At 70.5% G+C, this 12,247-nt stretch carries 13 protein-coding genes; 4 read left to right on the top strand and 9 right to left on the bottom strand.

Translation table 11 applies throughout. The annotated features are described in order from the left end of the window. Positions 1–5: 5 nt before the first annotated feature. Positions 6–284 (bottom strand): DUF3039 domain-containing protein, encoded by a 279-nt coding sequence (locus BFF78_RS25740; RefSeq protein WP_069780555.1) that lies wholly within the window; start codon positions 282–284, stop codon positions 6–8. A 29-nt stretch (positions 285–313) separates the two neighbouring features. Next, positions 314–886: a YqgE/AlgH family protein gene (locus tag BFF78_RS25735; protein ID WP_069780554.1), complete on the bottom strand. Its 573-nt coding sequence runs from the start codon at positions 884–886 to the stop codon at positions 314–316. Positions 887–1,166: 280 nt separating this feature from the next. Between BFF78_RS25735 and murA the strand changes: the two genes are divergently transcribed. Further along, positions 1,167–2,507, top strand: a complete 1,341-nt coding sequence (gene murA / locus BFF78_RS25730; protein WP_069780553.1) for a UDP-N-acetylglucosamine 1-carboxyvinyltransferase — start codon at positions 1,167–1,169, stop codon at positions 2,505–2,507. A gap of 122 nt (positions 2,508–2,629) precedes the next feature. Here murA and BFF78_RS25725 read toward each other — a convergent pair whose 3' ends face one another. From BFF78_RS25725 to BFF78_RS25700, 6 genes are all read right to left on the bottom strand, one after another. After that, positions 2,630–2,911, bottom strand: coding sequence for an HU family DNA-binding protein (locus BFF78_RS25725; protein WP_023550134.1), 282 nt, complete (start codon positions 2,909–2,911; stop codon positions 2,630–2,632). A gap of 362 nt (positions 2,912–3,273) precedes the next feature. After that, positions 3,274–4,689 (bottom strand): NAD-dependent malic enzyme, encoded by a 1,416-nt coding sequence (locus BFF78_RS25720; RefSeq protein WP_069780552.1) that lies wholly within the window; start codon positions 4,687–4,689, stop codon positions 3,274–3,276. A gap of 356 nt (positions 4,690–5,045) precedes the next feature. Continuing rightward, on the bottom strand, positions 5,046–7,433 hold the full coding sequence (locus tag BFF78_RS25715; protein WP_069780551.1) for a HelD family protein: 2,388 nt from the start codon (positions 7,431–7,433) through the stop codon (positions 5,046–5,048). Between the two features lie 147 nt (positions 7,434–7,580). Next, positions 7,581–8,327 carry an anti-sigma factor family protein gene (locus tag BFF78_RS25710; RefSeq protein WP_069780550.1) on the bottom strand — a complete coding sequence of 249 codons (747 nt, stop codon included), beginning with the start codon at positions 8,325–8,327 and terminating at the stop codon, positions 7,581–7,583. Positions 8,328–8,413: 86 nt separating this feature from the next. Next, the gene (locus BFF78_RS25705) at positions 8,414–8,998 is read right to left on the bottom strand and encodes a sigma-70 family RNA polymerase sigma factor (protein ID WP_079161481.1); all 585 of its coding nucleotides are present in this window, start codon (positions 8,996–8,998) and stop codon (positions 8,414–8,416) included. Between the two features lie 217 nt (positions 8,999–9,215). After that, positions 9,216–9,812 (bottom strand): CGNR zinc finger domain-containing protein, encoded by a 597-nt coding sequence (locus BFF78_RS25700; RefSeq protein WP_069780548.1) that lies wholly within the window; start codon positions 9,810–9,812, stop codon positions 9,216–9,218. Positions 9,813–10,028: 216 nt separating this feature from the next. Between BFF78_RS25700 and BFF78_RS25695 the strand changes: the two genes are divergently transcribed. Further along, entirely contained in the window at positions 10,029–10,586 is a 558-nt protein-coding gene (locus tag BFF78_RS25695; protein WP_079161480.1) for an anthrone oxygenase family protein, read from the top strand. Here BFF78_RS25695 and BFF78_RS25690 read toward each other — a convergent pair. After that, entirely contained in the window at positions 10,532–11,269 is a 738-nt protein-coding gene (locus BFF78_RS25690) for an SAM-dependent methyltransferase (protein ID WP_069780547.1), read from the bottom strand. The genes BFF78_RS25695 and BFF78_RS25690 overlap by 55 nt on opposite strands. A gap of 164 nt (positions 11,270–11,433) precedes the next feature. Here BFF78_RS25690 and BFF78_RS25685 point away from each other — a divergent pair, with 164 nt between their 5' ends. Next, on the top strand, positions 11,434–11,868 hold the full coding sequence (locus BFF78_RS25685; protein WP_069780546.1) for an SRPBCC domain-containing protein: 435 nt from the start codon (positions 11,434–11,436) through the stop codon (positions 11,866–11,868). After that, the gene (locus BFF78_RS25680; protein ID WP_069780545.1) at positions 11,855–12,205 is read left to right on the top strand and encodes a metalloregulator ArsR/SmtB family transcription factor; all 351 of its coding nucleotides are present in this window, start codon (positions 11,855–11,857) and stop codon (positions 12,203–12,205) included. The genes BFF78_RS25685 and BFF78_RS25680 overlap by 14 nt, the downstream gene beginning before the upstream one ends. Positions 12,206–12,247 lie beyond the last annotated feature (42 nt).

The following is a 12,247-nucleotide window of genomic DNA, read 5'->3' as shown; positions in this document are numbered from 1 at the left end:
GACCCCTACTTGTCGCCGCCCTTGTCCTCGCCACCGCTGCCCATGGATTCGTAGATCTCCTTGCACATGGGACACACGGGGTACTTCTTCGGGTCGCGGCCCGGCACCCACACCTTGCCGCACAGCGCCACGACGGGGGTGCCGTCGAGGGCGCTCGCCATGATCTTGTCCTTCTGGACGTAGTGGGCGAAGCGCTCGTGGTCACCGTCACCGTGGGACACCTGCGGCGTCGGCTCTACGAGGGTCCCCGTACCAGTCCCGCGCTCGGGCTCAAGAGTGCTCATATCAGCAAGGGTACTGAAGCACACACGCATCAGTTGAGCGACGGGTCGTCCGGATACGTGGCCACCATCGCCAGCTCGTTGCGCTGGCGGCGCAGGACCTCGCGCCAGAGTCTTTCCGGCGCCGGGGAGGAGACGTCTCCGGGCTCGGACTCGACGACGTACCAGGCGCCCTCGACCAGCTCGTCCTCCAGCTGGCCGGGGCCCCAGCCGGCGTATCCGGCGAAGATCCTCAAGGAGCCGAGGGCCGCGGCGAGCAGTTCCGGCGGGGCCTCCAGATCGACCAGGCCGATCGCGCCGTGCACCCGGCGCCAGCCCAGCGGGGCGAGGTCGCCGTTCGCGCCGCCCGGGATGACCGCGACGCCGAGCGCCGAGTCCAGCGAGACGGGCCCGCCCTGGAAGACCACACCGGGCTCGCCGGCGAGATCGGCCCAGCCTTCCAGGATGTCGCCCACGTCCACCGGGGTGGGACGGTTGAGGACGACACCGAGGGAACCCTCCTCGTCGTGGTCGAGAAGGAGCACCACCGCGCGGTCGAAGTTCGGGTCCGCCAGGGCGGGCGTGGCCACGAGCAGCCGCCCTGTGAGCGAGGACACCTCGGTCATGCCAGACATGATCCCGCATCTTCCCCTCCGGTGGGGAGCCAATCGGACGGCGGTGGTGAACGCAGCTCAGGGAGCACGGAAGCGCCCCGGGCGCACATCCGCGTCCGGTGACCCCATGTGCCCGAAAGGGAACGGTTCGTGTTGTGACACAGCTATGACGCGGCTGGGTGGTACTCGGGCTTACGGACGGGGGGTAATCGGCGATTACCCTGTCTTCCCGGCCCCTGCGCACAGTGATCGATCGGCCGGCCCCTGCCCAACTCATCGGAACGCGAGATACATGACCGTCAACGACGATGTCCTGCTTGTCCACGGCGGAACCCCGCTGGAGGGCGAGATCCGTGTCCGCGGTGCGAAGAACCTCGTACCGAAGGCCATGGTCGCCGCCCTGCTGGGCAGCGCGCCGAGCCGACTGCGCAACGTCCCCGACATCCGTGACGTGCGGGTCGTCCGCGGCCTGCTCCAGCTGCACGGGGTGACGGTCCGCCCGGGCGAGGAGCCCGGCGAGCTGGTGATGGACCCGACGCACGTCGAGAGCGCCAACGTGGCGGACATCGACGCCCATGCCGGGTCCAGCCGTATCCCGATCCTCTTCTGCGGTCCGCTCCTGCACCGTCTCGGCCACGCGTTCATCCCGGGCCTCGGCGGCTGTGACATCGGCGGCCGGCCCATCGACTTCCACTTCGACGTGCTGCGGCAGTTCGGCGCGAGCATCGAGAAGCGCGCGGACGGCCAGTACCTGGAGGCGCCGAAGGGCCTGCGCGGTACGAAGATCCGGCTGCCGTACCCGTCCGTCGGCGCGACCGAGCAGGTGCTGCTGACGGCCGTACTCGCCGAGGGCGTCACCGAGTTGTCCAACGCGGCCGTCGAACCGGAGATCGAGGACCTCATCTGCGTGCTGCAGAAGATGGGCGCGATCATCGCGATGGACACCGACCGCACGATCCGCATCACCGGTGTGGACAAGCTCGGCGGCTACACCCACCGCGCCCTCCCGGACCGCCTGGAGGCCGCTTCCTGGGCGTCGGCGGCGCTCGCGACCAACGGCAACATCTACGTCCGCGGCGCCCAGCAGCGCTCGATGATGACGTTCCTGAACACCTACCGGAAGGTGGGCGGTGCCTTCGAGATCGACGACGAGGGCATCCGCTTCTGGCACCCCGGCGGCCAGTTGAAGTCGATCGCGCTGGAGACGGACGTACACCCCGGTTTCCAGACCGACTGGCAGCAGCCGCTGGTGGTGGCCCTGACGCAGGCCACGGGCCTGTCCATCATCCACGAGACGGTGTACGAGTCCCGGCTCGGCTTCACCTCGGCCCTGAACCAGATGGGCGCCCACATCCAGCTCTACCGCGAGTGCCTGGGCGGTTCCGACTGCCGCTTCGGCCAGCGCAACTTCCTGCACTCCGCGGTCGTCTCCGGGCCCACCCGGCTGCAGGGCGCCGATCTGGTCATCCCCGACCTGCGCGGCGGTTTCTCGTACCTCATCGCGGCCCTGGCGGCCGAGGGCACGTCCCGCGTCCACGGCATCGACCTGATCAACCGCGGCTACGAGAACTTCATGGAGAAGCTGGTCGAGCTGGGAGCCAAGGTCGAGCTGCCGGGCAAAGCGCTGGGCTAGGTCCGGCAAAGCCGGCTTTCGACGGCAATCACGATGGGGCGGCACCGGGAAACCCGGATGCCGCCCCATCGGCGTTGTTCAAAGCGCCCCTACGCCGTCCCGTCGGCACAGAGACGGCAAGGTCACTTGCCCTTGGCCGCTTCCTTGAGCTTGCTGCCCGCGGTGACCTTCACGCTGTACCCGGCGGGGATGTTGATCGGCTCGCCGGTCTGCGGGTTGCGCGCGGTGCGAGCGGCACGGTGGGTGCGCTCGAAGGTCAGGAAGCCGGGGATGGTGACCTTCTCGTCGCCCTTGGCGACGATCTCGCCGACGGTCTCGGCGAACGCGGCCAGCACGGCGTCGGCGTCCTTGCGGGTCACCTCGGCGCGGTCGGCCAGCGCGGCCACCAGCTCACTGCGGTTCATGTTGTTACTCCCGTGTTTTTCTTGCCGTTGGGGTGTGCCACGCGGCGGATCCGCCCGAGGCACTGCGATGCCGATGCGCTCGCGCCCAGGGACGCATCCTGCCCCTACCTGCGGCGGTAAAGCCAATCCGGCACCCGTAGGAGTCGTGAGAACACCCTGGGGAGTCACACGAAAAGCGCCTGCTCGGCGTCACCCTAGAGCGAGCCCGGCATCAGCTGGTTCCACGACGCGCCGGTGCGGGGGCCTGCCGTGGTGATCCTCACAGCCCCTGCACAGTACGACACGCCGTCACCGGGCCGACGCCCGGCCGCCGCCTTTCCTTCACCCGGCCGGGCAGGCGGCGCCCGGCCGGTCCGGATGTCCTAGGCCGTCGCCCCGGCCGCCTTCGCGGCCTCGCGGACCGCGCCGGCGACGGCGCCCGCGACCTTGTCGTTGAAGACGCTCGGGATGATGTAGTTCGGGTTCAGCTCGTCCTGGCTGACCACGTCGGCGAGGGCCTTCGCGGCGGCCAGCATCATCTCGGTGTTGACCGTGCGGGACTGGGCGTCCAGCAGGCCGCGGAAGACGCCCGGGAAGACCAGCACGTTGTTGATCTGGTTGGGGAAGTCGGAGCGGCCCGTGGCCACAACGGCGGCCGTCTGACGGGCGATTGCCGGGTCCACCTCGGGGTCGGGGTTCGCGAGCGCGAACACGATGGCGCCGTCGGCCATGGCGGCCACGTCGTCGCCGTCGAGGACGTTGGGGGCGGAGACGCCGATGAAGACGTCGGCGCCGCGCACGGCCTCCTTGAGGGTGCCGGTGAGGCCCTCGGGGTTGGTGTTGTCGGCGATCCAGCGCAGCGGCGAGTCGGCCGGGGCGTTCACCAGGTCCTCGCGGCCGGCGTGGACGACACCGTGGATGTCGGCGACGACGGCGTTCTTCACGCCCGCCGCGATGAGCAGCTTGAGGATGGCCGTACCGGCCGCCCCGGCGCCGGACATCACGACCCGGATGTTCTCGATGGCCTTGTCCGTGACGCGCAGGGCGTTGGTCAGGGCGGCGAGGACGACGATCGCGGTGCCGTGCTGGTCGTCGTGGAAGACGGGGATGTCGAGGGCCTCGCGCAGGCGGGCCTCGATCTCGAAGCAGCGCGGGGCGGAGATGTCCTCGAGGTTGATGCCGGCGAACCCGGGGGCGATCGCCTTGACGATCTCCACGATCGCGTCGCTGTCCTGGGTGTCCAGGCAGATCGGCCAGGCGTCGATGCCGGCGAAGCGCTTGAAGAGGGCCGCCTTGCCCTCCATGACGGGGAGGGCCGCCTTGGGGCCGATGTTGCCGAGGCCGAGCACGGCGGAGCCGTCCGTCACGACCGCAACGGAGTTGCGCTTGATGGTCAGGCGGCGGGCGTCCTCGGGGTTCTCGGCGATCGCCATGCAGACACGGGCCACACCCGGCGTGTAGACCATGGAGAGGTCGTCACGGTTGCGGATGGGGTGTTTCGACGCCATCTCGATCTTGCCGCCGAGGTGCATCAGGAACGTACGGTCGGAGACCTTGCCGAGGGTGACGCCCTCGATGCCGCGGAGCTTCTCGACGATCTCCTCGGCGTGGGCCGTGGAGGTGGCCGCGATGGTGACGTCGATACGGAGCTTCTCGTGGCCCGACGCGGTGACGTCGAGGCCGGTCACCGAGCCTCCGGAGGACTCGACCGCGGTGGTGAGCTGCGAGACGGCGGTTCCGCTCGCGGGCACCTCCAGCCGGATGGTCATCGAGTAGGAGACGCTGGGCGCCGTTGCCATGGCCGACTTCCTCTGCTTTCACCGTGTCGCGAGTTGTGCCGTCCGATCGTCGCACCTACCGCGGAGTACGCGGTAGTCGACCTGGATTGCGGACGTTTTGTTCATGAGCGGTGCGCGGTTTCGGAAAACCACTTCCACCATACGAGAAACAATCAGGCAAAGAAAGAGGCCCACGTCACAAGGTGACGTGGGCCTCCCACACGTTCATGACACCGACCCGCCATGCTCGCCTCGCGGCAAGTGGTCCCTCGCAGGGACAAAGGTTGGGCCCGGGGGCTTGGATCGGGCCGGTGCCACACCAAGGCTAACAAACCGACGCGGTACGGCCATTCCCCTACGGGATGTTCACAGGAATCTCAGTCCCGCAGCAGGTCCGGCACCCCGGCCGCGTCCGGCTCGTCCCGCTCCCCCGAGACCACCGTCAGCTGCTGGGTGGCCCGGGTCAGCCCCACGTACAGCACGCGCAGGCCGGCCGGGGACTCGTCGGCGATCTCCGCGGGCGACACGAGGACCGTCGCGTCGTACTCCAGGCCCTTGGCCTCCAGGCTGCCGAGCGCCACCACCCGGTCGCCGAGCCCGGCCAGCCAGCGCCGGGCCTCCTCGCGCCGGTTCATGGCGACGATCACGCCGACCGTGCCGTCCACCAGGTCCAGCAGCCGCTCGGCCTCGGCCCGCACGGTCCGCTGCAGCGATTCCCGTACGACGGTGAAGCGCGGCTGGACGCCGGTGGACCGCACGGCGCTGGGCGCCTCGGAGCCGGGCATGGCGAGCGCGAGCACCTTGGCGGCCAGCTCGGCGATCTCCGCCGGGTTGCGGTAGTTCACGGTGAGCTGGAAGCGGCGCCGGGGCCGGGTGCCGAGCGCCTCGTCGCGGGCCTCGGCCGCCTCGTCCGGGTCGGACCAGGAGGACTGGGCCGGGTCGCCCACGACCGTCCAGGTGGCGTGCCGGCCGCGGCGGCCGACCATGCGCCACTGCATCGGTGTGAGGTCCTGGGCCTCGTCCACGATGACGTGCGCGTACTCGGTGCGCTCCTGTGCGAGCCGCTCGGCCCGCTCCCGCTGCGATTCCTCACGCACCGGCATCAGCTCCTCCAGGCCGGTGAGCTGGTCCAGCGGGTCGAGCTCCCGCTTCTTCTTCGGCCGGGCCGGGGCGCCGAGGATCGCCTGGAGTTCGTCGAGCATGGCGATGTCGTGGACGGAGTACCCGTCACGCTGGAGCGAGCGGGCGACCTTGCGGACCTCGCCCGGGTTGAGGATCCGGCGGGCCCAGCGGCCGAGCCGCCTCTCGTCGGCCATGGCGGACAGGACGGCCTTCGGGGTCAGCTCGGGCCACCAGGCGTCGAGGAACGCGATGAAGGAGTCCTCGCCGGTGACGTCCTCGTCGAAGGAGGAGCGCAGCTCGGCGGCCAGCTCGGGGTCGGTGTGCCGGGTGGCCGCTCCCGACCTGGCCCACAGGGCGTCCAGCAGCAGCTTGCGGGCGCGCGGGCGGAGCAGGTTGACGGGCGCGGTGCCGCCGAGGGCGCTGCGGCGGATGCGGTCCAGTTCCTCCGTCTGCAGTTCCAGCCGGCGCCCGAAGGCGACGACGCGCAGGCGGGCGGCCGGTCCGGCGAGGGCCTGCGGCGCGTGGTCGTCGGTGTCGTCGTCCAGGGCGAGCTGCCCCGCCGTGCCGGTGCCGGCCGGTCCCAGTTCCAGGGCGCCCCGGGCGGCCTTGCGCAGCACCTTCAGCATCCGGTACGAGCCCTTGGCGCGGGCCACGGACGGGGAGTCGTACAGCGTGGCCTCGGCGCCGACGGCGTCCACGGCGAGTGAGCCGATCGCGCGGATCGCGACCTGGCCCTCCTCGCCGAGCGAGGGCAGCACGCCCTCGGTGTAGGCCACGAGCAGCGGGGTCGGGGAGACGATCAGGATGCCGCCCGCGTATCTGCGTCTGTCCTGGTAGAGCAGATACGCGGCGCGGTGCAGGGCGACGGCGGTCTTGCCGGTCCCCGGGCCGCCCTCCACATACGTGATCGAGGCGGCGGGGGCGCGGATGACCAGGTCCTGCTCGGCCTGGATGGAGGAGACGATGTCCCGCATGGTGTGGCTGCGGGCCTGGCCGAGAGCGGCCATGAGGGCACCGTCGCCGATGACGGCCAGCTCACGGCCGTCGAGGCAGGCCGTCAGCTCGGGGCGCATCAGGTCGTCCTCGACGCCGAGCACCCGGCGCCCCTTGGACCGGATGACCCGGCGCCGTACGACCCGCCCGGGCTCCACCGGAGTGGCCCGGTAGAAGGGGGCGGCGGCGGGCGCCCGCCAGTCGATGACCAGCGGCGCGTAGTCCTCGTCGAGCACGCCGATGCGCCCGATGTGCAGGGTCTCGGCGATGTCGGCGGTGTTGTCGTCCCGCACGGCGCCTTCCGCCGGTTCCACGGCGGTGTAGGCCCCGTCGGGTCCCTTCTTCCCGTCCTTGCCGAGGAGCAGGTCGATCCGTCCGAAGAGGAAGTCCTCGAACTCGTTGTTGAGCCGGTTCAGGTGGATGCCGGCCCGGAAGACCTGCGCGTCCCGCTCGGCCAGCGCGCCCGGGGTGCCGACCTGGGCGCGCTTGGCCGCGTCGTGCATCAGGAACTCGGCCTCGTGGATCTTCTCCTCCAGCCGCCGGTACACCCGGTCCAGGTGTTCCTGTTCGACGCTGATCTCTCGGTCACGAACGGAATCGTGTGCGTCGTGTACCGAGCCGACCGCGGACTGCTGAACCTGAGCGGCCACCGGGCCCCCTTCTGACGTGCTGGGCAGCCGTCAACCGTACGCGAAGGGGACCCATGAAAGCTACGGGGCGGCGGTTTCGTCGCAGGCGCGCCCAACCACTGCTCACCTGCAGCCGCCGCTCGACAGAACGCACCTCCCCGAAAGGCGCTACGCCTGCACCTGCACCAGCTTCTTGCCCTGGAAGGTCACGACCTCGAAGTGGTCGATCTCGTTGGGCTTGAAGGCCGCGGCGCCGCCGATGTAGAGCGGTTTCCTGGACTCCGGCGTCTTGCCGTTCGGGATGCCGTAGCCCCAGTCCGGCACGGACCAGGAGGACATCGTCACGCGCTGCCCGTTCTTCGCGACGAGTACCAGTGAGCACTTCAGCGGGCCCTTGGCGTTCTTCAGCTCCAGGACCGCCTGGGTGCCCCAGTCCTTCTGGGCCATCCCCACGGTCGCGCTGACCTGGGACGACGGGTCCGTGGCCGACCTCTTGTCGGGCATGGCATCGAAGGTCGTCTGCGCGGCCGACGCGGTGACCTGCCCCCCGCCGCCGTCCGAGCCGCCGTTGACCGCCACCGCGGCCAGCGGCCCGGCGATGATCAGCGCGGCCGCCGCCGCGATCATGTAGAAGCTGCGCCGGCGCTTCTGGGCGCGCTTCTCCGCGACCTCGTCGACCAGCTTCTCCACCAGCCGCGGGCTGGGCTTGGCGGACAGCGAGTCGCCGATCGCGGGGGTGCTGCCGGCGCCCGGCAGGTCCGCGAGCGCGGCCAGCATCGGCTCCATCCCGGCCAGCTCGTCCAGCTGCTGGGCGCACCACTCGCAGCCGGCGAGATGCGCCTCGAAAGCGGTTGCCTCGGCGTCGTCGAGAATCCCGAGGGCGTAGGCGCCGACGGTCTCGTGCTCACTCGGCACCGAAGATCCCTGATTGGGGCTCATGGGGCCAGACATACCCGGACCACCCGTGCCGAATCCCTGAATTCCCCCGTATCCACTGCTCATCACGCCGTCACCCCCCGCTCCTCCAGTGCCAGCTTCATCGATCGCAGGGCGTAGAAAACCCGAGAACGCACCGTGCCGCTGGGTATACCCAGCGTCTCGGCCGCCTCATTGACCGTACGCCCCTTGAAGTACGTCTCGACGAGTACCTCCCGGTGGGCCGGGGTCAGGTCGTCGAGCGCGTCCGACAGCGTCATCAGCCACAGCGCCTTGTCGATCTCGTCCTCCGCGGGGATGACCTCCAGCGGCGACGGATCGACCTCCTGCGGCCGGGCCTGCCGGCTGCGGTGGTTGTCGATGACGATGCGGCGCGCGACCGTCACCAGCCAGGGGCGTACCGAACCGGTCGCCCGATTGAGCTGACCGGCGTTCTTCCAGGCACGGATGAGCGTTTCCTGTACGACGTCCTCGGCGCGCTGCCGATCACCGGCGACCAGCCGCAGGACATACGCGAGCAGAGGTCCGGCGTGCTCGCGATACAGCGCACGCATCAGCTCCTCATCTGGTTCCGAGGGCTGTGAGGACATGCGATGTCGGGCCCTCGATCCACGTTCATTGGCCACGGCCGCATCCTTGCGCACGCCCACCTCCGGTGTCCGGGGGTTCCCCCAGTCGGTCGCTCGCCCACCCGTACGGAAGCAAGCGGCGCGGTGTTCAAACGGAGGTCACAGTTTTCTTTGGGACGATGTGACGAGCGGGACATGGATGCACATTCCCACCCAATGATCTTTACATTTCCGACACACCGCCGCGCGGGCCCGGTCATGACCGTGTACGGGGCAACTAAACCCGGTGTTACGAAAATCACGCCCGCGCGAGCGCTGCCCGCCGCCGGTGCCGGGCCACCCGCTCCCGGTTCCCGCAGACCTCGCTGGAGCACCACCGCCGGCGCCGCCCCCGGGAGGTGTCCAGGTACACGAGCGGGCAGTTGTCCCCCTCGCACTCCCGTACGGCCGCCCGCGCGACGGGGTCGGTGAGCAGCTCCACGGCGTCCCGGGCGACCAGCGCGAGCAGCCCCGCGCAACCCGGCGGCTCGGCCAACCCCCTGACGAGACCGCCGTCTTCACCGCGCACGGCACACGGGGCCGGGGTCGCGGCGCGGGCGAGCTCGTTGACCCGGGCGAGGGAGCGGTCGTACGACGGTGCGGCCACGGCGTGCAGCGCCCGCACCAACTGCCCGACGTGCACCCGCAGTTCCCGGAAGCCCACCAGCCAGGAACCGTCGGCACGGTCCAGCGGCGTACCGGCCGGGACGAGCCCGGCGCCCCCGATCCAGGCGCGCAACGACACCACCCCGTCCAGCCGTTCGACGGGGTGGCTGGTCGCGAGGAGATCCAGACAGATCCGTCCGGCATCGAACCGCAGCTCGTACGAGGACGACGTGGCCGTACCCAGTGCCATGTGCCTGTCACCGCCTAGGCAGGAAGCGTGGGGGAACCGTTGGGGCGCTTCTCTTCACAGTGCCTGCCCGCCCACGTCTCCGTAACCCCTCGTACCGCCTTCAAGCACGCCCCTCGGGCCGCGCCCTCCCGAGCCCCCGCCGAGCTGGACGCACGCGTATGAGGGTGCGCGCCTCAGCCATGTCCGGGGCGGGGCCGCTCCGGTTGGCTGGAAGGCATGACGGACACAAGCCACACCACGAGGGAATCCCGGGCCACCGAGGTCGTCGTCCTGATCGCGGCCACGATCACCATGGGCCTGATCGCCGGGGTCTTCTACATCTTCGCCTGCGCGGTGATGCCGGCGCTGGCCCGCAGCGACGACCGGACGTACGTCGAGGTCATGCGCGACATCAACACCGTGATCCAGAACCCGGTGTTCTTCCTCGGCTTCATGGGCGCGCTGTTGCTGACGGGCGTCTCGGCGTGGCAGCTCCGCCGGACACCCTGCGCCCGCTGGGCCGGGGCGGCCCTGCTGTCGTACGCCCTGGTCTTCTTCGTCACGGCGGCCTTCAACATCCCGCTGAACAACGCCCTGGCGGCCAAGGGCGACCCGCACGCCCTCCGCGATCACTTCGAGGGACCGTGGGTGGCGTGGAACGTGGTGCGGGCGCTGGGCTCGACGCTGGCCCTGGGACTCCTGACCCGGGCGCTGCTGCTGTACGGCCGCTTCGGCGGGCCCTACTCGGGCGTCGGGCGCAGCACCAGGGAGACGAAGCCGAAGGTGTCCCGGTAGACGCGCAGCCATTCGGTACGCCGGGCGGTGGCGGTCGCGAGCGCGTGCGAGCTGTCCGGGTCGCCGGGGTGGTCCAGAGCCCATGCGGCCAGCGAGCCCCAGCAGGCCCATTCGTAATCGTCCAGTTCCTGACGGGTGCTGACATGGCCGTCGACAGGAGTCCAGCCGTCGGCGACGACACGGTCCACGGTGGTCGCCAGGTCGGTGAAGTCCCCCAGCATCTCGACGGCCTCCCGGGACGGGGGCCGCTCCCAGAACCCGTCGCCGACGAGGACACGGCCACCGGGAGCCAGATGACTGCGGGCCGCGGCGAGGGTGGGCAGCAGCCCGCCGAAGACATGCGCGGCCCCGAAGCTGAGGACCACGTCGAACGGCTCGGCGGACTGGAAGTCCTCGGCGCTCAGGTGGTGGAGGACGAGCCGGTCCCGGACGCCGAGATCGCGCGCCGCGGCAGCGGCCCGGCACAGGTCGCCCTCGGCGATGTCCACGCCCTCGGCGTGCACCCGCGGCCCCATGGCCAGGGCGCGCAGCAGCCATTCCCCGCCACCGCACCCGAGGTCCAGCACCCGCTCGTCGCCCCTGGGGAGCCCGCGTGCCAGCAGCCGCCGCACCGAGTCGTCGCCGAGCGGCGACTTGACCGGGTGCCCGGCGTGAGCGATCCGGGACATCTGTTCACGGTTCACCGGGGAAGCGTGCCAAGGGTGAGGGCGGCGCGCACCTCAATTACGGCGCGCCGATCCTCGATCACGGCCGCGCCGATCCGTGATCACGGCGCGCCGGGCCTTGACGCAACCATTTGGTTGCCATAATGTCGCAACCAAAGAGTTGCTATACAAAGGAGGCAGTGATGGCATTCCCTGATCGCATCGAGCGGACCATCGAGATCGCGCACCCGCCGGCCGCGGTGTGGGCGGCGCTCACCACGGCCGAGGGACTGAGCGCCTGGTTCGGCAACCAGGCGGCGATCGAACTGCGCCCGGGCGGCGCGGCCTGGATGAAATGGGACGGCGGTCATCGCGCCGACATGCGGGTGGAACGGGTGGAGGAGCCGACGGTGTTCGGCTTCACCTGGAACATCGCGGGACTGCCCGAGGACGATCCGCGTCGCACCTATGTGGAGTTCACCCTCGAACCGCTCGGCACCGGCACACGGCTGACGGTCGTCGAGACCGGTTTCGCCCAGCTCCCGGACGAGGTCCACCGCGGGGAGTACGCCGGCCACACCGAGGGCTGGACGCGCGAACTGGGCGAACTGGTCGACCACCTCGATGCCGCAGCCTGACGTCGAGGCGATCGCCGAACAGGTCTTCGCCGCCCTGGCCGACCCGAGCCGGCGCGCCATCCTGGCCGCGCTGGCGGCAGGGGGGCCGGCCACGGCCACGGACCTGGCCGGCCGGCTGCCGATCAGCCGGCAGGCGATCGCCAAACACCTGGCCCTGCTGGCCGATGCCGGCCTGGTGACGGCCGAACCGGGTGAGCGGCGCCGGGTGCGCTACCGGCTGCGATCCGCGCCGATGCAGGTGGCGCAGCAGTTCCTGGCCGCGCTGGCGCGCGACTGGGACAGCCCGCTCGGCGCCCTGAAAGAGCACCTCGATGAGCAGGCACGCGGATCCTCGTGACGCAGATCGCCGCCATGACGGGATCGCGGCGGCCCGACACCG

Source organism: Streptomyces fodineus (genome assembly GCF_001735805.1).
GTDB classification, from domain to species: domain Bacteria; phylum Actinomycetota; class Actinomycetes; order Streptomycetales; family Streptomycetaceae; genus Streptomyces; species Streptomyces fodineus.
This window is presented reverse-complemented; position numbering and strand designations above follow the sequence as displayed.